15 protein-coding genes are annotated in these 23,115 nt (G+C 53.2%); 6 read left to right on the top strand and 9 right to left on the bottom strand.

Annotation, left to right across the window (positions count from 1 at the left end; all coding sequences use genetic code 11):
- The first annotated feature begins 55 nt into the window (after window positions 1-55).
- Together J2I47_RS24885 and J2I47_RS24880 are read left to right on the top strand one after the other, a co-directional pair.
- Window positions 56-934, top strand: a complete 879-nt coding sequence (locus J2I47_RS24885) for a PPK2 family polyphosphate kinase (RefSeq protein WP_207367333.1) — start codon at window positions 56-58, stop codon at window positions 932-934.
- Window positions 935-1,063: 129 nt separating this feature from the next.
- A complete protein-coding gene (locus J2I47_RS24880) occupies window positions 1,064-1,945 on the top strand; it encodes a PPK2 family polyphosphate kinase (protein WP_207367332.1) in 882 nt (293 codons plus the stop codon).
- A gap of 35 nt (window positions 1,946-1,980) precedes the next feature.
- Here J2I47_RS24880 and J2I47_RS24875 read toward each other — a convergent pair whose 3' ends face one another.
- The gene (locus J2I47_RS24875) at window positions 1,981-2,880 is read right to left on the bottom strand and encodes a TraB/GumN family protein (RefSeq protein WP_207367331.1); all 900 of its coding nucleotides are present in this window, start codon (window positions 2,878-2,880) and stop codon (window positions 1,981-1,983) included.
- 223 nt (window positions 2,881-3,103) lie between these two features.
- Between J2I47_RS24875 and J2I47_RS24870 the strand changes: the two genes are divergently transcribed.
- On the top strand, window positions 3,104-5,455 hold the full coding sequence (locus tag J2I47_RS24870) for a TonB-dependent receptor (RefSeq protein ID WP_229374934.1): 2,352 nt from the start codon (window positions 3,104-3,106) through the stop codon (window positions 5,453-5,455).
- A gap of 59 nt (window positions 5,456-5,514) precedes the next feature.
- On the top strand, window positions 5,515-6,432 hold the full coding sequence (locus tag J2I47_RS24865; protein WP_207367329.1) for a DUF4249 domain-containing protein: 918 nt from the start codon (window positions 5,515-5,517) through the stop codon (window positions 6,430-6,432).
- Here J2I47_RS24865 and J2I47_RS24860 read toward each other — a convergent pair.
- The 7 genes from J2I47_RS24860 to udk form a co-directional block, all read right to left on the bottom strand.
- Complete coding sequence (locus J2I47_RS24860) at window positions 6,415-6,561, bottom strand: hypothetical protein (protein ID WP_207367328.1); 147 nt, start codon at window positions 6,559-6,561, stop codon at window positions 6,415-6,417. The genes J2I47_RS24865 and J2I47_RS24860 overlap by 18 nt on opposite strands.
- Before the next feature lie 71 nt (window positions 6,562-6,632).
- Window positions 6,633-10,349, bottom strand: a complete 3,717-nt coding sequence (locus tag J2I47_RS24855) for a VCBS repeat-containing protein (RefSeq protein WP_207367327.1) — start codon at window positions 10,347-10,349, stop codon at window positions 6,633-6,635.
- Between the two features lie 85 nt (window positions 10,350-10,434).
- Window positions 10,435-12,183, bottom strand: coding sequence for a RagB/SusD family nutrient uptake outer membrane protein (locus J2I47_RS24850; RefSeq protein WP_207367326.1), 1,749 nt, complete (start codon window positions 12,181-12,183; stop codon window positions 10,435-10,437).
- Window positions 12,184-12,257: 74 nt separating this feature from the next.
- Window positions 12,258-15,827, bottom strand: coding sequence for a SusC/RagA family TonB-linked outer membrane protein (locus J2I47_RS24845; RefSeq protein ID WP_207367325.1), 3,570 nt, complete (start codon window positions 15,825-15,827; stop codon window positions 12,258-12,260).
- 49 nt (window positions 15,828-15,876) lie between these two features.
- Entirely contained in the window at window positions 15,877-16,950 is a 1,074-nt protein-coding gene (locus J2I47_RS24840; protein WP_207367324.1) for a FecR family protein, read from the bottom strand.
- 103 nt (window positions 16,951-17,053) lie between these two features.
- Entirely contained in the window at window positions 17,054-17,704 is a 651-nt protein-coding gene (locus J2I47_RS24835; RefSeq protein WP_207367323.1) for an RNA polymerase sigma factor, read from the bottom strand.
- A 125-nt stretch (window positions 17,705-17,829) separates the two neighbouring features.
- Window positions 17,830-18,453: a uridine kinase gene (gene udk / locus J2I47_RS24830; protein WP_207367322.1), complete on the bottom strand. Its 624-nt coding sequence runs from the start codon at window positions 18,451-18,453 to the stop codon at window positions 17,830-17,832.
- Between the two features lie 148 nt (window positions 18,454-18,601).
- Here udk and J2I47_RS24825 point away from each other — a divergent pair, with 148 nt between their 5' ends.
- The gene (locus tag J2I47_RS24825; protein WP_207367321.1) at window positions 18,602-20,809 is read left to right on the top strand and encodes an alpha-amylase family glycosyl hydrolase; all 2,208 of its coding nucleotides are present in this window, start codon (window positions 18,602-18,604) and stop codon (window positions 20,807-20,809) included.
- Window positions 20,810-20,857: 48 nt separating this feature from the next.
- Here J2I47_RS24825 and J2I47_RS24820 read toward each other — a convergent pair whose 3' ends face one another.
- The gene (locus J2I47_RS24820) at window positions 20,858-21,202 is read right to left on the bottom strand and encodes a hypothetical protein (protein WP_207367320.1); all 345 of its coding nucleotides are present in this window, start codon (window positions 21,200-21,202) and stop codon (window positions 20,858-20,860) included.
- Between the two features lie 194 nt (window positions 21,203-21,396).
- Here J2I47_RS24820 and ilvD point away from each other — a divergent pair, with 194 nt between their 5' ends.
- A complete protein-coding gene (gene ilvD, locus J2I47_RS24815; protein ID WP_207367319.1) occupies window positions 21,397-23,097 on the top strand; it encodes a dihydroxy-acid dehydratase in 1,701 nt (566 codons plus the stop codon).
- The last annotated feature ends 18 nt before the right edge of the window (window positions 23,098-23,115 follow it).

Genomic DNA, 23,115 nt, shown 5'->3' with positions numbered 1-23,115 from the left:
GGCTAATTGGTATAAGTTTACCCTATAGCTGGCCTCTCCAGCCCTCCCAATTCCGATGAAACCCTTCAAAACTGACACCTTCCGCTACGACGGTTCCTCGACGTTTTCCGCCAAAAAAGCGGACACCAAAATCGACGACTGGTACACCGACGATGCCGACTACGCTACCAAGCTGGCCGAGCAGGCTGCCGAAATAGATAAGCTTCAGAACCGGATGTATGCCCATAACAAATATGGGCTGCTGACTATTTTCCAGGCTATGGACGCGGGAGGCAAAGACAGCACCATCCAGCACGTATTTACGGGCACCAACCCAATGGGCCTGCGCGTGTGCTCCTTCAAACGACCCACCGACGAAGAGCTGGACCACGACTGGCTCTGGCGCACATACCTGAACCTGCCCGAACGCGGTACCATCGGCATTTTCAACCGGTCGTATTACGAAGAAGTGATCGTGGTGAAAGTGCATCCGGAGATTCTGACCAAATCACAACGCATTCCTGCTGAGCTGACCAAAGACCTGGATAAGGTATGGAAGCACCGATACGAGGCTATCGTAGCAATGGAAAAGCACCTGGCCCGCAATGGATTCCCTACGGTCAAATTCTTTCTGAACGTCTCGAAAAAAGAGCAGGCCAAGCGCCTGATCGACCGAATCAAAGACCCTGAAAAGAACTGGAAATTCCAGGAAGCCGACGTAGACGAACGTGATTTCTGGAGCGACTACCAGGATGCTTTTGAAGACGCCGTGAACGAAACAGCCTCCAAGAATGCACCCTGGTACGTAATCCCCGGCGACGACAAGAAGAACATGCGCCTGATCGTAGGCTGCATCCTGATTGAAGAGTTGAAGAAGATGGACATAGACGAGCAAAAGCCCGATCCGGTCCGGTTTGCCGCCCTGCAAAAACTTATTCCGAAGCTGGAAGAATAACCTCGCCGACTTGATTAACAGTAGTTTAACAAGCTTGCTCAAACTTGTCTCAGGGCATGCTCGTTGAGTACGTTGTAGCATCGGACACCACAACGGGGTGGTTTCCGGTAAGGCAGCCGTATTCAACGCATGAAAAAACTACAGACTGCCCACTTCCGTTTCGACGGAAAAAAACCCTATTCGGTTAAGGAAACACCCACGCTTGTTGAGCCGTTTTATACCGACGAAGCCGACCGTGGTCAACAGCTCGACGTACTGAGTGAACGCATGGATCAGGCTCAGAATCAGATGCATGCGCATGAGAAATACGGCCTGGTGGTGCTGTTTCAAGCCATGGACGCAGCCGGTAAAGACAGCAGCATCAGGCATGTATTCAAAGGCGTGAATCCGTCGCGGTTTCGGGTGGCGTCGTTTACCAAGCCCACTAAAGAAGACCTGGCACATGATTACCTCTGGCGGTTTTGGCACAAGCTACCCGAACGGGGTATTATCGGCATTTTTAACCGGACGTATTACGAAGAGGTACTAGCCATGAAAGTGCACCCGGAGCGGCTGGCCGAAGACACCAACATCCCTGACGAGTTTATCGAAAACTTACCCAGGCTCTGGAAAGAACGGTACACCGACATTGCCAATTTTGAGTTTTACCTGCACCGCAACGGTTTCCGGGTGGTGAAGTTTTATTTGCACGTAGCCAAAAAAGAGCAGGGTAATCGGCTGATCGCCAGATTAAAAGACGACGAAAAGCAGTGGAAACTAAGTGATAATGACTTGAAGGAGCGCCAGGAATGGCCCGCCTACATGCAGGCCTACGAAGAGGCAATCAATGCCACAGCCACCCCTCTGGCACCCTGGTACGTAATTCCCAGCGACGACCGTGACAACCAGCAGCTTATTATTGCCACCATCATGACCGAGATCCTCGAATCGCTGCCCGTAACGTTTCCGGAGAAAGACGATAAAGAAGCGAAACGACTTATTCGGGAGATAGAGAAACAGGATAAGGGGTAATGATAAATTCGTCACTCACCATTCACCATTTATCATTACTTCACTCTCGCTAGGTCAGGTTCGGCTTCTTTGTTGCGAATGGCTTCTACGGTGTAGCCTGCTTCGCGGAGGAGTTTCAGAAGGCCATTGGGGCCAGGAAGGTGGCCTGCGCCGACGGCTATGAACGTTGAGCGCACAGCCATAATCGTACGTAACTGACTCATCCAACGCACATTACGATCATCAACCAGTTTGTATAAGTCGGCGGGGCTATCGCTTTCGCGCTGGAACAAATCCCACATCCCGTCGAGGTTGGCTTTCAGGTACATGTCTGTCAGGCCGGGGCCTTTGCGGGTTGTAGTCTCGTTATGGTGCTTTACCATCTGTACCAGTTGGTTGGCCTGCTGTTCAACCGGCTGACGGTCGTAGAGCAGTTTGAGTTGCTCTTCCAGCGTTTCCAGGCCCAGCAGGGGTTTTTTGGCTGCCTGCGTTTGCCGTACAAAGAAAAGGTCGATGGGCTGGCCCGTGAAACGAGTCAGTGTGTCAGACTCGCGGCGGGCGTAGGCGGTGCTGAGCGCCGTGGCAATAATGACGGGCTTAATCTGGTTATAGAAAGACAGTTCCTGCCCCGTTACAGCGTTGAACTCGTCGGCTACAAGTTTATAATCGTTGGCATTGATGAGGCGGATCAGGTTATTGTCGGGCATGGTACTGAACTGTATCACCTTGGCCCGTTCGGTGGTATCAAATACCATCTCGACCACTACGCCTTCGGCCTGCTCGAAGTGAGCGCGGGTTAACGAGTCCCCTTTCAAATAGCTATCACGCAGGATATGGTAGGTACCAAATAAGTACGACGGCTTAGCCAGTCCATTACCCGAAATTCGCCAAAGGAGCGATTGTGCCTGAGTGGATAAACTCAGCAAACAGAGCGAAATAAATAGGAGCCGACGCATGCTAGAAGTTGGATATGTACTACACTTTGGACCGTTTAACCCCTGTTTTCGGGCTTTTGTCTAATTTAACAGTAAAGCCAAAACATCGGACTACACTTTTGTTTTATAGTAACAAATAACGTGCCCCTCCAGGAAGCAACCTGACTTAACGGGCCCATTGACCACCATGAAACAACGCGTACAAACCACCCTGCTCACCTGCTTTCTGGGCCTTTTTGCCCTTATGGCGGTGGCCCAAGACAAACTGACGGTGAGCGGCTACGTGAAAGACGTCGCCAACGCCGAAGGCCTCATTGGCGTGTCGGTCTATAGCAAAGAAACCGGTACCGGGGCCGTAACCAACAGCTATGGCTTTTACTCCGTCACGCTGCCCAAAGGCACCTACACATTCGTGGTTACCTACGTAGGCTACAAACGCCAAAGCCGTACGGTAGAACTAACCGACAAGGACATCCGGCTGGACGTGGAACTGGCCGAAGAAGGTCGCGATCTGCAGGAACTTGTGGTAGCTGCCCGCCGCGAAGATGATAACGTCAAAAACATTGAAATGAGTGTGAACCGGGTGGGTATCAAGACCATTCAGCGCATTCCGGCCCTGCTGGGCGAAGTTGATGTGGTGCGAAGCATTCAGTTGCTGCCGGGTGTGAGTACGGTGGGTGAGGGAGCCACGGGTTTCAACGTCCGCGGGGGAAGTATTGATCAGAACCTGGTCCTGCTCGACGAAGCACCCGTCTATAACTCATCGCACCTGTTTGGCTTCTTTTCCATCTTCAACCCCGACGCGGTGAAGGATGTGAAGCTGGTGAAAGGTGGTATTCCGGCTCTCTATGGCGGACGAATTGCCTCAATACTGGATGTCAGGCTGAAAGAAGGTAACGCCAAAAAGCCTGAAATCAATGGCGGCATAGGCTTGATATTCAGTCGTTTATCGTATGAACGCCCGCTATTTAAAGGCAAGGGATCGTTTATTATTGCCGGGCGGCGGTCCTATGCCGACGTGCTGGCGCAGCCCTTCCTGACGGGCAACCTGAAGGGGTCGCAGTTTTATTTCTATGACCTCACGGCCAAAGCGAACGTCCGGCTCAACGAGAAGAATACTATCTTTTTGTCGGGTTATTTTGGGCGCGATGTGTTTGGTGCCGACTTTGGGTTCAACTGGGGCAATGCCACTACCTCGCTACGGTGGAATAAAGTGTTCAACAACAAGCTGTTCCTGAATACCACGGCCTTCTACAGTAACTACGACTACTCGCTGGATTCTGACCTGCGTCGTAAACCCGAAAACACCGGCGATTATTTCCGCACCAACGCCAAGATCGTCAACTACAGCATCAAGCCTGACTTCACCTTGTTTCTGAATAAGAACACGGTCACGTTTGGCGGGCAGGCGTTGCTCTATGATTTTCAGCCCGGCACGGCCACCGCTGCCAGCGCAGGCACCATCCGCACCTTCGGCCTGAACAGCAAATATGCCCTGGAGAGCTCGCTTTACGTGGGTAACGAGCAGCAGGCGTCGGCCCGGATTCAGTTGCAGTACGGGTTGCGCTACTCGTTCTATCAGTACCTCGGCCCCGGCGAGGTGTATACATTCGGTACCGCTGAAACGCCCGGCCTGCGCACGCGGCCCCTGCTGAACACACAGACTTACGGTCCGGGCGATGTGATCAAGACCTACGGCAACCTGGAACCCCGTTTCGCCCTGAAATATGACCTCTCGCCCAGCAGTTCAATTAAGCTGAGCTACAACCGGCTGGCGCAATACGTGCACCTGCTCTCAAACACAACTGCCTCTACCCCCCTCGACGTCTGGACCCCGTCGACTAACAACGTAGCTCCGCAACTGGCCGATCAGGTAGCGGGGGGCTATTTCAAGAACTTCGGTGGGGGCGACGGCAATATGTATGAGGCCTCGGTAGAGGTGTATTACAAATCGTTGCAAAACCAGATCGACTACATTGACCGGGCCAACCTGGTGCTGAACAAATACCTGGAAGGCGACCTGCTGGTGGGCAAAGGCCGGGCCTACGGAGCCGAATTTTACCTGAAAAAGAACAAGGGTGCGGTAAATGGATGGCTCAGCTACACCCTTGCCAGAACCGAACGGCTGGTAGAGGGCGTCAACACAAACCGCTGGTATCCAACCCGTTTCGACAAACGGCATACGCTCAACGCCGTGCTCCTGTATGACCCGCAGGCCCGCCCCGATGGGTCACGGTCGCGCTGGAGCTATTCGGCTACGTTTGTATTTGCCACGGGCACGCCCGCCACGTTCTTCACCAACCGATATGATTTTCAGCAAGTCGCAGCGGGCACCAACGCCGAAAACGTGCGCAACAATTACCGCATTCAGCCCTACCACCGCCTCGACCTGGCGGCCACATTGCAGGGTCGCAAGCGGCCTGGTAAGAAGAAAGAAGATAGCTGGGTGTTTTCGGTCTACAACGCCTACGCCCGCAAGAACCCCTTCTCGGAATATTACCGGCCCAACCCCGACAATCTGGCCAAGACACAGGCGGTACGCTATTCCGTATTCGCCACAATAATCCCGTCGGTTACTTACAACTTCAAGTTTTAATCTGTCTGGCGGAGATCCAGTTCGCCGTAAACAAACAGTACAGACATTGCCATACAGGTATGAAAACTTCCTTTTCCATTACATACGCGCTGGGTACACTGCTGGTAGGCATGTGCCTGCTTAGCAGCTGCGAAACGATTATCGACGCCAACATTGCCTCTGGGCCCACGCAACTGGCCGTTGATGCCTGGCTTACCGACCAACCCGGCGAGCAGCGCATTAAACTGGTACAGACGGCCAACTATTTCAACAACGGGCCCAGCACCCCTGCCACCAGCGCCAGCGTAGTGGTAGGTGATAATGCCGGCCGCGTGTTTGCCTTCACCGACCCTGACAACGATGGTATCTATACCTGGAAGCCGTCCAGCCTGCGCGACACTACGCGGCTGGGTATCATTGGCCGAACCTATACGCTGGGTATTCAGTATCAGGGCAATAGCTACGTGTCGGCGGCACAGATGCCCCGCACAACGAGTATCGACTCGTTGATTTTCAGGAAGAAGACGATTACGCCCGTTTCGAAAGAAGAAGGCTATCGGAGTGAATTCTATGCCACAGATCCAGCCGGTGCGGTCGATTACTACTACATGCGCTACTACCGGAACGGTGTGCTGCAAAACCGCCCGCAGGACATTAGCCTGGCCTACGACGGGGCCTTCCGGGGGAGCGCCAACACCGACGGGCTTATGTTTATCCGGCCTATTCGGCAGTCGCTGAACCCTGAGAAGTTATTTGCCTTGAACGATACCATGCGCGTGGAAATGCGCACCCTGACAGCCGAGGGTTATTTGTTCTGGGAATTGCTGCGGTCGCAGTTGCAGAACGCGGGTTTATTTGCCACCCCGCCCGCCAACGTGCCCAGCAACATTCGCAACACCAACGCCACCGGACCAGCCGCCGTCGGCTTCTTCTTGGTTTCGCCGGTACGGACGCGGACTGCTATTGTGGGTAAAGAAACCTTACGCGGTGGGGACTGACAGGCCCATGAGCTTGCGGGACATGGCATAAACAGCCATGCCGCCGATAAATACAGCGCAACACGAGACGGTGATAAACGATGCAACAAACGCCGCGATGGTCAGAAGAGGAAGTAATACAGTTTTCATCTCAGAGTGGGGGATCGGAAAGCCGAATGGTTAGTTATGGTCTGATCAAATTCTGTACCAAAACTGACAGCTTACTGCCGCCGTTGCCCCCTAAAATTGACATAAGTGGTACCAACAGGTACTGTTTGCGCGGTGCGTGACGTTTGGGAGAGGTAGCCTGAGCCATAATACAATTCCTGCCGCCGAAATTTGCCCCCGGGCAACGGAATCAACGCTATAAAATCATCAGGGTGAGGCAGTAGAGATGGGTGCTTAAGTGAGATAGCGGTTCGCCGGCGAAATGTTTGCAGCGTATCGCTATTGTTACCCACCAGTAGTAACGATTGCCCCGGTGAGGTGGCAACTTCAACCAGACTTCGGGCATTACGGTCAGCGCAAAAACCGCTTTGCAACATCGTCTGGGGCCTAAATCCACCTTTTCCGTTGCCACACAACAACAGGCCTTTCCCCGCATCGTAGCGGCCTACCTGCGTATCAGTATCGTAGGCGTTACCCACCAGGAGTACGTCCAGTTGCCCGTCGGTGTTGTAATCGCCCACCAATATTCCCTGCACGGTGGTAATCTGTGCCATCGCTGGCAGTGGTCGAATGGCAAACTGATTGTTTCCCCGGTTTTCAATGTAGCTACTTGTCAGGTTGGTAGCGTTCACCACATAAGCACCAGCGCGTTCCTCGTCCGTCAGTACCTTGTCGAAGGTCATGTTGCCGTAGTCGGCGTAGGTGGGGAAGCGTTTTTTCAGACCCGGCACCTGCTCAGCCAATTGGTCGCGCGGGTGAGTGGGGTAGCACTTGCCCTGTATATACAGGCACATGACTGGGTCGAGGGTATTATTCTGGTCGTAATCCTTGGCGTATATGGACACAGGTTCCGCCGCCGATGCCTGAAACCGGCTGTTTTTTCCCAGGTTACCTGCCACGTAGTCGATGTCGCCATCATTATCAAAATCGCCTCCCACGAGGCTATTCCACCAGCCAACCTGTGTTGTTAAGGCAGAGTCTACCCGTTTCAACCGGTTGTTTCGATTCTCGAACAACGTAGGGGCCATCCACTCGCCTACCAGCAGCAAATCGGGGTGGGTATCGTTGTTGGTATCTGTCCAGAGGGCAGCCGTGACCATGCCGCAGTTGGCCAGACCGGGTGCTACCTGGTCCGTAACGTCGGTAAAGCGGGGATGGCCGGGCTTGCTATCGTTGCGTAGCAGGTAGCTGCGGCCCGGCAGTGGGTATTTACGGGGCGTTGTTCGCCCGCCTACGAAGAGGTCCAGATCACCGTCGCGGTCATAATCGGCGGCCACGACACACGACCCACTGCCCCGTGTGTTGGGCAGGGCTGCGCTATCGGGCTGGAGTTGCCCCCGGCCCCGGTTATGATACAGCCGATCCTGATAAGCAATGTTATCGGCGGGATATTCATTGCCGCCACTCACCACGTAGAGGTCCAGCTGACCATCGTTATCGGCGTCGAAAAACAGCGCGCCCATATCTTCCGCAAACTTGCGCACACCCGTACCCGTCAGGGTTGTCGACGTGAATTTACCGGGCTGAAGCTGCCGAAACAGCCCACTTGTTTTGTGCGCTGCGCCACCCACAAATACGTCGTCGGTGCCGTTGCCGTCAACATCACCCACGGCTAGCGCCGGCCCACCCTGCGACAGCCGATGCGGTAGCAGCACCTGCTCTTTAAAATCGACAAAATTGTTTTCTTCCTGCACAAACGGCAACGGGTTGGCCGGCCCGGTTAGCTCCGTAAACAAGCCAAACGAACCAACCAAGGCCGATTGGGGCGTGTATTTGGTTTTAGCATCGGCCTGACGAAGGGTCAGCACCTGATCGGCACGCACGTTGGTGAGTTGCGTGACATATCCGTTCAGCCAGCGCACGGTCAGCGTGTCGACCTGCCGGGCCGCCCCCAGACCAATGTGCAGCGTAGGCTCAACGGTCGATTTATATCCCCGATACGGTGAGTTGTCGATGGCCTGTTTTTGCTGACCAAACGTCAGTTCTACGCTGGCACCCAATGCGGCAGAATTCAGCCCCTCCCCTACCAAATTTAGCCGCAGGTAATGCCCCTGCTCTTTGGCCTCACTCCCGGATTTTCTTTTCTCAGAAGCCTTGTTTTGGTACACAAACGCCTCATCATCGATATTATTAACCACAATATCCAGATCGCCATCACCATCGAAATCGGCGTAGGCGGCACCGTTGGAGAAAGAGGGAATGTTTAAGCCCCATGCTTGGGTAATATCTTCAAAAACAGGTGGTTCCGACGAATTTTTGCCTGTATTGCGAAACATAAAATTTGATTTTTTCACCCCAATCAGTTCCGTCATTTTTTCTCTCGTTTCCTTATCCGTTTCCGAATCGGTGTTGAAATACGACGTTTTGTACTGGCTGTTATAGGCCACGAAATCAAGGTCGGTAATGTCTTTTGGATAGCCGTTGGTGATAAAAATGTCACGGTGCCCGTCGTTGTCGAAATCGGCCATGAGCGTACTCCAACTCCAGTCGGTGCAGTAGACGCCAGCCAGCTGCCCCACTTCGCTGAATGAGGTGTGCCCCCTGCTGTCAGGCCCCTGATTGAGTTGCAGGGCGTTACGTACATACTGCGGCGCATAGCCCCGGTCTAGACCCATCTGAAACCGGTCGGGGTTATGGGTGCCAAACATTGATTTTTGCCGCCGGTTATCTTCGGGCATCATGTCCAGGGTCATCAGGTCCAGCCGTCCATCGTTGTTCAGGTCAGCTACGTCTACGCCCATGGCATTATAGCTGCCGTGTTTGATATACTCGGCGTAGCGATTGGTGAATGTGCCGTCCTGGTTATTAATCCAAAGCAGATCGTTGCTCTGAAAATCGTTGGCGCAATAGACATCGGGCCAGCCATCGCGGTTAATGTCGGCAATGGCCACGCCCAGCCCCCATCCCTCAATAGTAATCCCTGCCTCATGCGAAACATCTTTAAAAGAAGGCAGAAAGGAGGATGGAGAATGGGAGGAAGGATCGCGTGGTTGATCAGCCATTTGAGTGGCAGTTTTTACCTCCTGTTCTCCGTTCTTCCCCTCCTGCCTTCCTCCTTCGTTTCTATATAACCGATCTGTGCTTTTCCCGCTGCCATCGCGGACGGAACCACGGGGCTGATTCCGGTTATAGGCTTCCAGGGCATTGGTGAGCAGGTAGCAGTCCAGATCACCATCGCGGTCATAATCGAAAAAGGCGGCCTGTGTACTGTAACCGCGGTCGTCGAGGCCCATTTCGTGCGCCATTTCGCGGAAATGCACCTGCCCGGACGCGTCTTTCCCCTGATTGATAAAAAACAGATTAGGTGCTGTTTGCCCCCGTTTCGGGCTGATGGTGCAGACGTAAATATCGAGCCAGCCGTCAGCGTTAATATCAACCATACTTACGCCCGTACACCAGAGCTTGGTACGCACCCCCGCTGCCTCGGTGATATCTAAGAAACGCAACGGTTCGTCGCCACGATTCTGATCTGTAGTGTCGGCCCCGCCAGTTTGGGACTTATTTAGATACAGCCGACTCGATACCTGGTTGCCGGTAAAAAAAACGTCGGGTTTGCCATCATTGTCTACGTCGCCCACAGCTACGCCACCGCCGTTGTAGATATATTCAAAATCGAGCACGTTGAGGGTGTCATTTTCGGCAATTGTGTTGGCGAAATGAATACCTGTATCGGTAGCATCCAGCCGTTCGAACAGTGGTTTTTCCTGACAAGCCGACAGCCCCAAAAGACTAAGCAACAACAACAGTAATTGGCGATAGATGAGATGCATAAGTACAGCAGGCAGACTATACAAGATACGAAAAAGGCCCCGCTGACAGCATGCAGCAGGGCCTTTGATGTGTAAATAAACAGGCTTAGTACCCTGGATTCTGAACAATCTTGGGATTACTTAGCACTTCGTCCTGCGGAATGGGGAACGCGTATTTCCGGTCGTTCCAGATCAGATCACCGCTTTTCACCTTTTTGTAATACGCAGCCTCCTTGTCGCCAATTTTCCAGCGGCACACGTCGAACCACCAGTGCCCTTCGGCGAAGAGTTCAGCCCAGCGCTCGTACTTCAGCGGGTCGTTGGCCAGGTGGTCTCCTGCGCCCACGGTGGCGGTCTTGTCGGTTAGGGTCTTGTAATCATATTTTGAGGGCTTGCTAACCGGTACATCATAAGCCCGGCGGTGCACCATATTCAGGGCTTCCAGTGCCCCGGCCGTGTTGCCCGTTTCCTTCAGGGCCTCAGCATACAACAGCATTACATCGCCCATACGCAACACGATAAAGTTGTTGGCCAGGCTTTCGCTGTTGCCCTGCCATACGCCCCGGTCCAGCAACACATACTTGCGGTGGTTGAATCCTTTGTTATCGGTCAGGACAAACCCCTCAGCCCGGTTTTTGGTCACTTTGCGCCATTTGTCAAACACATAAATTGAATCCACCCAGGGCTGCAACGTACCCACCAGCATCCGGGGGTCAATGGTTTTGTTAACCCGTGCCTGCACCGACTTGTCGAAATAGGCCTTTGTCTTCATTTGCTCAGTAGCCGTTGTCTGGTCGGCGAAGCCAAACCGGTCAATACTACGGTCATGAATGAAGAGGTTGCCAAAGCCATTGGTGCCTTCGCCCTTGCCATCATCTTCCAGGTATGAGGGGCTGATGAAGATACCATATTGCGTAGACGTGTTCAGCTGCGAGTTCCAAATGTCTTTGCGATCGGGCGTCAAGTTAATTTCAAACAGCGACTCATCATTAAACTCGTTCATGCCATTGAACATGGTCGAGAATGTCTGGAAATCAACGAGTTTCTTACCACTATTGTCGATCACATCTTTGAGTACGTCGCGAGCTTTGGCGTATTGTTTCGTAAACACATAGGCTTTACCCAGCAGCGCCTTTGCCGACCATTCGGTAGCGCGGGGTTTGTTGGCCTCGTCCCACTTCACCCCTTTCAACAACTCAGCCGATTTGGTCAGGTCGGCGATGATAAAATCCCATACTTCGCCCACCGTGGCGCGGGGCTTAGCAGCGTCAGACACGCTTTGGGCCAGTGTACCATTCCAGAGGGGTATACCCTTTTTGGCCCGGTCGGCGTCGGTTTGGATCATGGTCTCACCAAACAGCGATTCGATGATGAAATAGTGCAGTGCCCGCAGGAAACGTGCCTGCCCTTCCATTACCGCTAATTTTGCCTGATCATCTTTAGTAAACGTAGGGCGCAGTTTCTCAGCGTTGATCAGGAAGTTATTGCACCGGATCATGGCTTCATTGTGGGTATTCCAGTAGAAGCCCAGCGAACCATCACCAGGAGTGAGGCGGATTTCAGCGTATTCGTTGAAACCAGAGCCGTTATACCCCATATCGGCCGTATGGTCGGGCAGGATAGCAATGTACCGGAACTGATCACTGTAGAACCCCTGCCGAAAACGACCGTACAGATCAATCAGCGACAGGTCCATGTCGACAAGACGCGTAGGGAATGTAGCCGACGATAGAATGTTGGGGTTATTTACGTCCAGAAACTTATTTTCGTTACAAGAGACAACGCCGAGGGTGCAGCTCAAGGCAATCGCAGCGGCCCAGGCACTTATCTTTTGGGTTGATTGTAGCTTCATCATGATTGGTTACTGTTAACTCTGTTGATGGTGTCAGTAACGCGTTTAGGGGTCACAAACACACTAGAAAATCCAGATCAAAAGTCGGCGCTAAGCCCTACCGACATCAGGCGTGACACTGGGTATCGCCCTGATGATGCGTCGATGTTCATTTGCCGCACGTCACCGTCGCGGGGGGGGATATCAGGATTAATACCCTTATAGCCTGTGAACGTGAGCAGGTTGTCGCCCATAACATAAACGCGCAACGAATTTATTTTCACCCGATCGAGTAACACCCGCGGGAAGGTGTAACCAATTTGCAGGTTACGCAGTCGCAGGTATGAGCCATTCTGCACATGATAGCTCGACACCCGACTCCAGTTGCCGTTTTTCTCCGGATCGGTCACCGTGCCCACGCGAGGGACATTGGTCAGGCCGCTGTTGGGTACGCCCGCCACGATAGGCTGACCTTTATCATTTTGGTTGAAAAACGACGTGCCATAGATAGCCGAAGTAGTGTTGTAATCGCTGAAGAACAGGTGGGTCATTGATTCAAACGCGTTATAGATCTGCTGTCCCTGCACTCCACTGAAAAACGCCCGCAGGTCGAACCCCTTGTAGCCCGCCGTCAGCGTGATGCCGTAGTTGAACTTGGGCCATGGATTGCCGATGTACGTTTTATCGTCGTCTGTGATTTTGCCATCGGGTTTGCCGTCGGGCCCACTGATGTCGCGGAAACGCAGGTCACCCGCACGGGGGGTAATATCGCCCACCGTGGGGCGGGTTTCTCCACTGGCAATATTGGTAGCGTATATACCGTCTGAAATCAGCCCGTAAAACTGACCGATGGGCAGACCCGGCGCCGATCGGCTGGTAAAATAGTCGCGGTATGGTTCGGTACCCGGGCTGCCGCTATTCAGAAAGGCACGGCTACCCAGCGATGGGTCGAGGGCAATTAATTTGTTTTGGTTGAAAGCCCCATTTGCTGCCACGCCGTATGTAAACTCACCCACTTTGTCACGCCAGTCGATGGCAAACTCGAATCCCGTATTTTGCAATTGCCCTACGTTGGCCGGTACACTGCCACCCAGACCCGCCGAAGGGGCCAACGTGACGTTATAGAGCATATTGTTGGTGAGGCGGTAGTAGTAGTCCAGGTTCACCGTTAGCCGATTGTTGAGCAGCCCGGCGTCCAAGCCGATGTTGGTGGTGTTTACGCTCTCCCACCGAATGTCAGGGTTAGCTAGCTGCGGTTGGAGGGTTATACCACTTTGCCGCCCAGCCCCAAAGTCATAACTAAACCCCGGCGAGTAATTGCTTACAAAGGCGAAGTCACCCTGGGTAGCATTACCCAGCTGCCCGTATCCTACCCGCAGTTTCATGTTGGTAACCAGCGTCACGTCTTTCATGAACGATTCGTCGGAGATCTTCCAGCCCGCCGACACACCAGGGAACACCCCAAACCGGTTGTTGGGACCAAACTTTGAGGCGTAGCCATCGCGGCGAACGTTAACAGTTAGCAGGTAACGGTCGGCAAAGTTGTACTCGGCCCGGGCAAACTGCGATAGGATGCGTCCATATACGTCACCCTGTCCCCAACCCACTGCTGCGGTATTGGTGTTATTGAACAGCCCGGCATTCTGGGGGTAAGCGACCAGTGCGTTGGTGTTAAAAAAGCCAAGCCCGATGTCGTTCTCACGCCGTGCCTCATAGCCCGCCAATACGCTGAGGTTGTGCTGCCCAATAGCCTTTTTATAGTTAAGGGTAAATGTGGCTACGTAATTCTGTCTGCGGCTTAACCCGGCGTTTGTGGCATCTACGTTGCTGAGCGACGTGCCTACATCGTAAGGAGGCTGGTAACGGTAACCTTGGTCTGTATACAACTTCGTGCCCAACAGCGCACGAGCCGTTAAGCCGTCAATTACCTCATAGTCAAGTGATCCTGAGGTGTAGAATTCGTACCCATTCAGGTTGCGGTAATTACCAATAGCCGCCTGCACGTCGTTACCACCCTGAAAGCCTTTGGGGGCCTTACCCCAGCCGCCCAGCGGATTGGTAGCATCGTAGATGGGCATCACCGGCGTGTTGCGGAATGATACAGGGCCTTGGTTGGTGTTTTCGTTGGCACTGCCATTACGGTATGTTGCCTGAAACGTCTGCGTAAACTTGAACCGTTTGCTGATCTGATGATCTGAGTTAAGGCGGAAGCTGTACTTCTCCAACCAGTTGCCAATACGGGTACCTTCAATCTTGTTATAATTGCCCGATACATAGAAGTGTGATTTTTCATTGCCCCCCGCCAGCGACAGCTGGTAGTTCTGCTCGGCACCCTGCCGGTAGGTAGCGCCCAGCCAGTCGGTGTCAGGCAGTTTGTTCCATCCAGTTCGGGGACCGTAGAGATCTACAGGGTCAAAACCAAACGCTTCTTTGGCCGGGATATATTGATCACGGCTGAGCAACGTGGGTAGATTAAGTGCGTCACGTACACCGTAGTTGGTTGAGAACCCTACTTGAATTTTACCCGCTTTGCCTTTCTTGGTAGTTACCAGAATAACCCCGCCCCCGGCCTGTGCGCCATAAATAGCAGCCGACGCGGCATCTTTCAGTACCTCAATCGATTCGATGTCTTGCAGGTTGAAATTATAACCAGGATTACCCTGAGGCACCCCATCAATCACGTATAGCGGCGATCCACCATTGATACTAACCGGCCCCCGAATAATGATGTTGGAGTTCGCTCCCGGTTCGCCAGAAGTTTGCTGTACGAGCGCGCCCGGTACCCGGCCCTGCAATGCGGTGTTGAGGTCAGTAGCAGGCAGGTTTTTGATCTCCTCTGATTTGACCGATGACACCGCCCCCGTTAAGTCTGACCGTTTTTGGGTGCCATAGCCCACCACAACCACCTCTTCCAGCGATTTATTATCAACTAACAGGTTCACTGTCACGGTGTTGTTTCCGGTGATAGTTACTTCCTGCGTGAGATAGCCTATATAGGAGAACACCAGCACGTTACGCGTATCAGGTACGTTCAGTTTAAATTTTCCGTTGGCGTCGGTGGTGGTGCCAATACCGGTGCCTTTCACCAACACATTCACGCCGGGCAGTGGATTGCCTGCATCGCGCACCTCACCGGTTACCAGGCGATCAACAACCTGATACATCACAACGCGGTCGGCCAGTGATGCTGTCAGCATGGTTGGGGCAGCCAGGCCAGCTACGTCGCCCATGCTGTTTCGCTCAGCGGCTTCTGTCGTAGAATGTAGGTTGGTAGACCGACCAGCAGGCCGGTTCGTACGGTTATAAATAAGGTACGAGCGGCTGTTGAATTTCTCGAAAGACAGGTTGACCGGGGTTAGCAGTTCCAGCAACACCCGCTCCAGATTGGCCGATTTCATATCGAGGCCCGCCACATTCACTACCTTACTTTTAACCAGGTTATTGTCGAAATCAAAAATCACCTGATGGTTCCGTTCCAGGTCAGCCAGCACTTTGGCCAGCGGCCGCATTGACCGATTGCTGGTCTGCGCCAAAAAATTCGGAGACAGCAATAATCCGTCGGGCCGAACCCGCGCCGAGGCAAACTGCTGCCCCAGCCCTACCGTGACAACACACCCCAACGAAAGCGTGAGGGCAATGAGTCGATGCCTGAGTAAGAAATGCTTCATAGATTACTGATTTGAAAAAGCTACCTAATTGAGTAAACAGATTGATGTGCTATTCGATAATGTACCGTTGGCCTTCCTGCCGAACGCTTACGCCGTAGAGCTTCTCGATTTTGGCAAAAAAGACCACAACAGAATCGGCTGGAACAGAGCCAGAAAAGCGGGCCGTAGCCATGTCTTTGTTTTTGAATTCGATGGCGATACCGTAATTATCGGCCAGAAGCTGTGCGATCTCAGTAACGGGTTTATCTCTGAAGATCAGCATGTTGGTCTGCCAGGACGTATACAACCTTGTATCGACAGTTGTTTTGGTGAGCTTGCCATTAAGCCCCGAATAGGTAAGCCGTTCGCCGGGTTGCATCAGGGTGGGTGAGGCATTCGTTTGGGCCTCTGTTACCTGTACGCGTCCTTCCTGTAACACCACTTCCGTTTGATCGTGACGGCGGCTTACGTTAAACTGCGTACCGAGTACTTCTACGGTTAGATCGGGCGTTTTTACCCGAAACTTTACAGGTTGCCCGGTCTGGTCTCTGTGTTTGGCAACAGTAAAAAAAGCCTCACCGTCGAGAGTTACGAGGCGCATTTGGTCTTTGTTCCAGTTGGGACTAAGGGTCAGCGTTGAGTTACCGTTCAGTGTCACCACCGAGCCGTCGGGGAGGGCAACCGTTTGCGTTTTACCAAATGCTGTATGGTAAGCAACGGGCTTTTCAGTTTGCATCGACTGCCACAGCAGCCCGCCCAGCACTAACAACCCAGCCAGTATTGCCGCTACGCGTAACCCACCAGATCGCCACCAGGACCGCGAGCCTGTCAGCGGAACGACATTATCATCCGTATGAATACGCTGTGGGCCAGCCAGTTGCGCCGATGCATCTATGCCTGGCTGTTCGGCATGCTGCTGAATTATCGACCACATCCGCTGCAGGGTGTCGGGCGAGGCCGCCTCCACGTTTACATGTATCCGGCCGATTAGCGCCCGTGCTTCGGCCATAATAACTTGCTGTTCGGGGTGTTTGGCTAAAAAGGACTGCCAATAGGCCTCGGTCTCATGGGTGGGGTCAATGACCCAGCGCCGGAAATGCTCATCAAGGGCAAAATCGACCGCCGAATAGGTAGAGTGGTTCATGAAGAGGTACGGTATGCGTTTGGGCAGATAAATGAGCCAGTCGCGCGTACTTCCCTATGATTTCACAATTTTTTTAAGGAATTCTACAAATAGGCCACGTAGATCAGACTATGCTGTTGAGTAGCCACCCTATAAGAGGCCAGGTATAAAATCGGATATCGCTTTCTTTGATATAATTGCGAAGTGATACTAACGCACTGTAAATGAGGTTATATACGCTTTTTATTTCCAGGTCCATCACCTGAGCTACTTCAGGGTAGTTCAGTTTTTCATAATACATCAGGTAGAGTGCTTCTTTCTGACGGCGGGGCAATCGGTTAAGTAGATGGTCTATTTTCTGCTTGTGTTCTGCCTGCGTCTGGGCGTCGATGAGCTGGGCTTCGGCAGGCATATCAATCTCAAACTCAGGGCGGCCGCCCGCATCAGCCCATTCGCCCCGCCGTTGCGCCGATTCGTCTTCATGCACCCAGCGTGCATTGGCCTGCGCTTTTTCGGCAATGCGCCGCCGGATAGAGCGATACAGATAAAACTTGATGGAATCGGTTACGCCAAGTTTGGCGCGATGCTGTTGCAGATGAATGAACTGATCCTGAATACAGTCCTCTACAACGTCGTGATCGCGGCATAAATGAAACCCGTAGCTATATAGTATTGGGGCAAACTTCCGGTACATATAGGCAAAAGCCTCATCATCCCCCTCGCGAAAGGCGTTCCACAATTCAGCATCGGTGAAGCGGATTAAGTGGTTGCTCATGCCATCGGTTTAGACAGGGCTGTCTGATGAGGGGCAACACAAATTTATCGTTTCGCTTGGCTAAACGCTTTTACGACTAGCGAATTTTGCAGAAAAATACTATAAAGTTGCACTGGAAGCTGTTCTCACCCTACTTGCCCAATCTTCGATCTAAGGAACGCAATGACCACATCGAGGCCCTTCTGGTAGTGTATGTTGTTGGGAATAACAATATCTGCTTCGGCGCGGTAAGGCTTAATAAACTGCTTGTAGGTGGGTTTAACGTGATTTTTCCAGCGGTACATCACGTCATCGAGGTCGTAACCGCGCTCTTCGGCATCGCGCTTGACACGGCGTTCGAGCTTGATGCTGTTTTTGGCGTCGATGAAGATTTTTAAATCCATCTGGTCGGCCAGTTCGCGGAAGTGGAAGACAAAAATACCTTCTACGACGATGATAGGTGCTGGGTTAAAAGTCAGCATAGTAGGCACCGCGTCGGGGTTGTTAAACACGTATTCCTTTTGCACTACTGGCTCACCCCGCCGCAATTGACCAATATGCTGGGCATAGAGATGATGATCAATGGTTTCGGGCATATCGAAATTATGAACGCCCTGGTCGTCGACGGCAATTTTGTCCAGGCTGAGGTAATAATTGTCCTGCGAAATCAGGCAGATGTGCTCTTTGTGGAACGCATTGAGCAATCCTTTCAGAAATGATGTCTTGCCCGACGCGCTGCCGCCGGTAATACCCACAATGTATGGCTTCATGGACTTAATGACGAAGTAAACGGGCCTGTTGACAGGTTGAGCAGGCCAAAAACCGGACAAAGGTACGGCACGAACTCACGGGTAAATGAGGAAATTTGGTTGCCATTACCATTCATACCCCAAACGACCCTTCTTTCTCCGACTTACCATGTTACCTCTGCTCCGGTGTTCTGTTTACCTGCTATCATTACTTTCTCTTTTGTCATTTGGCCCGGCTACCCCACTTTTTGAGGACATATACCGGCAGGAAACAGACACCCAGCTGGTGCTGGGCAACCAACGCCTGCGCCTTACCATTGACCGGCAAACGGGTCGGTGGCTGAGCCTACTGGCCGATGGCGGTACGTTTCGGGGCGAACTACTTACTACCTCACCCACGTCTGTAACCACCAACACGGGCTCACCCACGGTTGATTTCAGTGCCGCAAATGCCTACATGGCCGCTACGTTTGGCACTACCTACCTGCGCCACGCCTACGCCGTAGACCACGACCGCCGGGGAGCCACGCTACGCGTAACCGTAGGCACCGGGCCGTTTGACAAAGCAACGGGCAGGTATGCTTATGAGCTTACCACCACCTACCGCCTGATGCCAGGCGCAGCACAGTTGGAGCGGCAGGCGCAGGTGCTACGAAACACAGCCGATGCCGCCTCAGCCCAGCAGCGGCAACATTTCGACGGGTTTCGCTTTGAGGTGCCGGGCGTTCGTATGGGCGAAACACACGAGTGCCGGTTTACGGTGCCAGGCCCTTTCTGGTCGAACACGCTTGTACGGCCCGGTACGCCCTATGACTCACTGGCACGGACAAAGAAAAGTTTTCATACTGCTCCAGACCTTGGCTTTGGCCTGTTGATGTTAACCAATCTGGCGAACCGACACACGCTGGCGAGCTATGTGGAAACAGCTGGTGAAGTAGCCTACACGTCCACACTGGAAGGCAACGGCAAAACCGTGACTATGCGCCACGACGACAAACGGGCCTACTACCTCCTGCCAGGGCAGGCAATTGAATCAGACGTGCATCATCTCGATCTGGCCGATTCGCCCGCTACCGCGATGGAGCACTACCGACAATTGCTTAACCAGACAATGCCACTCGACCCAAAGACACCCGCCTGGGTACGGGAACAGGTTATTCTGGAGGTATACCCGAAATACTACAAGGGCGGTCTGGCCGAACTGTCGGCTCGATTGCCGTTCTATAAGTCGGTGGGGTTTACCATGCTCTACCTCATGCCGCACTGGGACGGTGGCTACAGTCCGCTCGACCTGTATAAAGTAAACCCTGCGTTTGGCAAGCCGGAGGAGTTGAAGGCGTTGGTAAAAACGGCGCACGGGCTGGGCATGAAAGTCATTTTCGACATGGTTATTCACGGCTTCAACGTCGAGTCGAACGTGCCCAAAGAACGACCCGACCTGTTTGTGCGAAAAGAAGACGGGCGGTTGGGCATGCACCCTACCTGGGGCAGCATCACACCCGATTGGGCTAACCCGGCCTACCAGCAATACATGATTGATCTGGTATTACACGATCAGCGCGAATATGGCAATGATGGCTACCGGGTCGATGCGGCGGCGTTCAAGGGAGCGGGTTGGAACCCCAACATCCCCTACCCCGCCTACCGTGACGGGTCGGCGGCACCCGATCTGTTGAAGAAGATGCTGGCAGCCATGCGTCAAAAAAACCCTGACGCAGTGATGTTGAGTGAAGTGTTTGGCCCCGTGTTTCTTAACGTCTGCAATTTTGGTCATGACAACCAGACAGAGGCTATCGCCCTGTTGCAACGTCGCATGGCTGTTGGCACTTACACCGCCGAAGATTACAAGCAGCACCTGCTGGGTGTGTACAGCTTACTGCCCACTGGAGCCAACCGTGTATTTTTTGCCCGTAACCATGACACCTCCTGGTTCGACAAGTTTGACGGGTACGACGGGCGGTTTATGGCCATCGAAGCGGTTCATGCCTTGTTCGGCATTCCCGAGGTCTTCGCCGGTGACCCCGACCATCCGTTCACCCCCGATGATGACCAAGGCAAAACCTATAGTTTGTACAAAAGCCTGTTTGCTTTTCGCAAACAAGCCCCGGAACTGATCAGCGGCGCGGTGCAACTCGGCGATGTATCCAGCAGTAACCCACAGGTATTCAGTGGCATGCGGTCTTTATCTGGCAAGTCATCACTCATACTCGCCAATTTCAGCGATCAACCACAGACCACTACCATCACCCTGCCCGGCAACACCGTGGCCCGTTCCCTCACCGATGTCTACACGGGCTTTGCCGTGATGACAAAACCAACGGCTAAAACGTTGACAATCACGCTGAAGCCATTCCAAGTGCTGGGTGGAAGAATTTGATAGTAGACAACAGGTAGTAGCAATACTGCCTGCTGCTACTGCTAACTGTCAAAGCTCCCGCCAGGTCCAGAGAGCCAGGCCAATTTCAAGGAGGGCAAAGCCCAAGAGTGGAGGCTTAGCAAGGCCAAGCACGACAAAGGCAATCAGGCTGCCACAGAAGAACAGACGGCCACGCACAGTGGCCGCTACGACAGGCCGGGTTCCGTTTCGGGCCATAGCGTAGTAGTAAAAGCTCAGCGTTAGTACTAACGCGCCCAACACCCGAATCCAGAGTTCGCTGGTAGGTGCAAAGCCAAACAGGCTTAGCAACGTGTTTGGAATGAAGGTCAATTGCAATCCAGCAAGGATAACGTAGACCATCTGGCCATAAAGCGAGGTATATGTTTTCTGCATGAGTGTATTGTTAATTATCCGATTGGTAATGTACTGACTTATCTAAAGCACAAACTATCAGATAGTCAGCATATTGCCTATGAAAATAGGTGTCATCTGCCAGTATTAATTCTATCTAAAATCTTCCGTAAGCGAAAAACAATCCTTTTCTTTACAGCGTGATTACGCAACCAGCGAAATTTCGCTAAAAGAAAATGCTTGCAGAAACCGCCACCGACCACCTCAACCGCTTTAGTCAGACGCTCACTCAGCAAATGGATAACCCCGCCGCTAAGGCTATGCTCTACGGCGTGGGACTTACAAGCGAGGACATGCAGAAGCCCCAAATTGGCATTGCCAGCACGGGCTACGAGGGCAATACCTGCAACATGCACCTCAACGGCCTGTCTGTTTATGTGAAGCAGGGTATCGTGGCTAATGGACTGGTCGGCCTGATTTTCAATACCATCGGCGTTTCCGATGGTATGACTAATGGTAATGCCGGCATGCAGTATTCCCTCCCTAGCCGCGACCTCATCGCCGATAGTATTGAGTCGGTTGTGGCGGCGCAGTGGTACGACGGTGTAGTGACGGTGGTGGGCTGCGACAAAAACATGCCCGGGGCCGTAATGGCCATGGCTCGGTTAGATCGGCCCGGCATCATGGTCTACGGCGGCACAATTCGGTCGGGCCATTATAAAGGGCAAAAACTCGACATTGTGTCGGCCTTTGAGGCGTTGGGCAAAAAGTACGCCAACACCATTTCCGACGAAGACTATGAGGGTGTTATCCGCAATGCCATTCCTGGTGCGGGAGCCTGCGGGGGTATGTACACGGCCAACACGATGGCCGCCAGCATCGAGGCCATGGGCCTGAGCTTACCGTTCAGCAGTACCTATCCCGCCACCCACGAAGGCAAACAAACCGAGTGTAAGAAGATCGGTGCGGCCATGCGCGTACTGCTCGAACGAAACATCACGCCCGCGGATATTATCACCCAGAAATCCCTTGAGAATGCCCTAACGATAGTAATGGCCCTCGGCGGCTCTACCAACGCGGTGTTGCACTACCTCGCCATTGCCCGTTCGGCAGGCTTGGCGCTGTCTATCGACGATATTCAGGCAATTAGTGACCGGGTGCCGTTCTTGGCTGATCTGAAACCCAGCGGCAACTATTATATGGAAGACATGCTCGCCATTGGTGGGGTGCCGGCGGTGATGAAATACCTCTACCAGAACGGTATGATCCACGGCGAATGCATGACCGTAACGGGCAAAACCGTTGCCGAAAACCTGGCTGATATTCCTGAACTGAGCTTCGAAACACAACGCATTGTACGGCCCCTGACTAATCCGATCAAAGCCACGGGCCATATTCAGATCCTGCGCGGCAATTTGGCCCCTACGGGGTCGGTAGCCAAGATTACGGGTAAAGAAGGTCTCCGTTTCGAGGGTATTGCCAAGGTTTGCGAACACGAAAGCGAGGTGGTGGCGGCCCTCTCGAAAGGCGAGATTCTACCCGGTCAGGTGATCGTGATCAGGAACAGCGGCCCTAAAGGTGGCCCCGGCATGAGCGAGATGCTGAAACCAACCTCGGCCATTATGGGCGCGGGCCTCGGCGACAAGGTCGCGCTCATCACCGACGGTCGTTTCTCAGGCGGAACCCACGGTTTCGTAGTAGGTCACGTCACACCCGAAGCCTTCGATGGTGGCCCCATTGCCCTCGTCAAAGACGGTGACCGCATCACTATCGACGCCGTTGGTCGCGAATTAACCCTGCACATTTCCGATGAAGAAATGGCCACCCGCCGCGGCGGGTGGACCCAACCTGCCCCGCCGTTTACTAAAGGCGTGTTGGGCAAGTACATCCGCAACGTGAAAAGTGCCAGCGAAGGTTGTGTGACGGATGAAGCGTAGATTACGTTACCGGTAAAA

Origin of the sequence: Fibrella rubiginis, from assembly GCF_017353185.1 — a bacterium.
GTDB lineage: Bacteria > Bacteroidota > Bacteroidia > Cytophagales > Spirosomataceae > Fibrella > Fibrella rubiginis.
This window is presented reverse-complemented; position numbering and strand designations above follow the sequence as displayed.

Coding starts and splice junctions, on each gene's coding strand:
- J2I47_RS24885 (WP_207367333.1), top strand. CDS start 56: ATGAAACCCTTCAAAACTGACACCTTCCGCTACGACGGTTCCTCGACG.
- J2I47_RS24880 (WP_207367332.1), top strand. CDS start 1,064: ATGAAAAAACTACAGACTGCCCACTTCCGTTTCGACGGAAAAAAACCC.
- J2I47_RS24875 (WP_207367331.1), bottom strand. CDS start 2,880: ATGCGTCGGCTCCTATTTATTTCGCTCTGTTTGCTGAGTTTATCCACT.
- J2I47_RS24870 (WP_229374934.1), top strand. CDS start 3,104: ATGGCGGTGGCCCAAGACAAACTGACGGTGAGCGGCTACGTGAAAGAC.
- J2I47_RS24865 (WP_207367329.1), top strand. CDS start 5,515: ATGAAAACTTCCTTTTCCATTACATACGCGCTGGGTACACTGCTGGTA.
- J2I47_RS24860 (WP_207367328.1), bottom strand. CDS start 6,561: ATGAAAACTGTATTACTTCCTCTTCTGACCATCGCGGCGTTTGTTGCA.
- J2I47_RS24855 (WP_207367327.1), bottom strand. CDS start 10,349: ATGCATCTCATCTATCGCCAATTACTGTTGTTGTTGCTTAGTCTTTTG.
- J2I47_RS24850 (WP_207367326.1), bottom strand. CDS start 12,183: ATGATGAAGCTACAATCAACCCAAAAGATAAGTGCCTGGGCCGCTGCG.
- J2I47_RS24845 (WP_207367325.1), bottom strand. CDS start 15,827: ATGAAGCATTTCTTACTCAGGCATCGACTCATTGCCCTCACGCTTTCG.
- J2I47_RS24840 (WP_207367324.1), bottom strand. CDS start 16,950: ATGAACCACTCTACCTATTCGGCGGTCGATTTTGCCCTTGATGAGCAT.
- J2I47_RS24835 (WP_207367323.1), bottom strand. CDS start 17,704: ATGAGCAACCACTTAATCCGCTTCACCGATGCTGAATTGTGGAACGCC.
- udk (WP_207367322.1), bottom strand. CDS start 18,453: ATGAAGCCATACATTGTGGGTATTACCGGCGGCAGCGCGTCGGGCAAG.
- J2I47_RS24825 (WP_207367321.1), top strand. CDS start 18,602: ATGTTACCTCTGCTCCGGTGTTCTGTTTACCTGCTATCATTACTTTCT.
- J2I47_RS24820 (WP_207367320.1), bottom strand. CDS start 21,202: ATGCAGAAAACATATACCTCGCTTTATGGCCAGATGGTCTACGTTATC.
- ilvD (WP_207367319.1), top strand. CDS start 21,397: ATGCTTGCAGAAACCGCCACCGACCACCTCAACCGCTTTAGTCAGACG.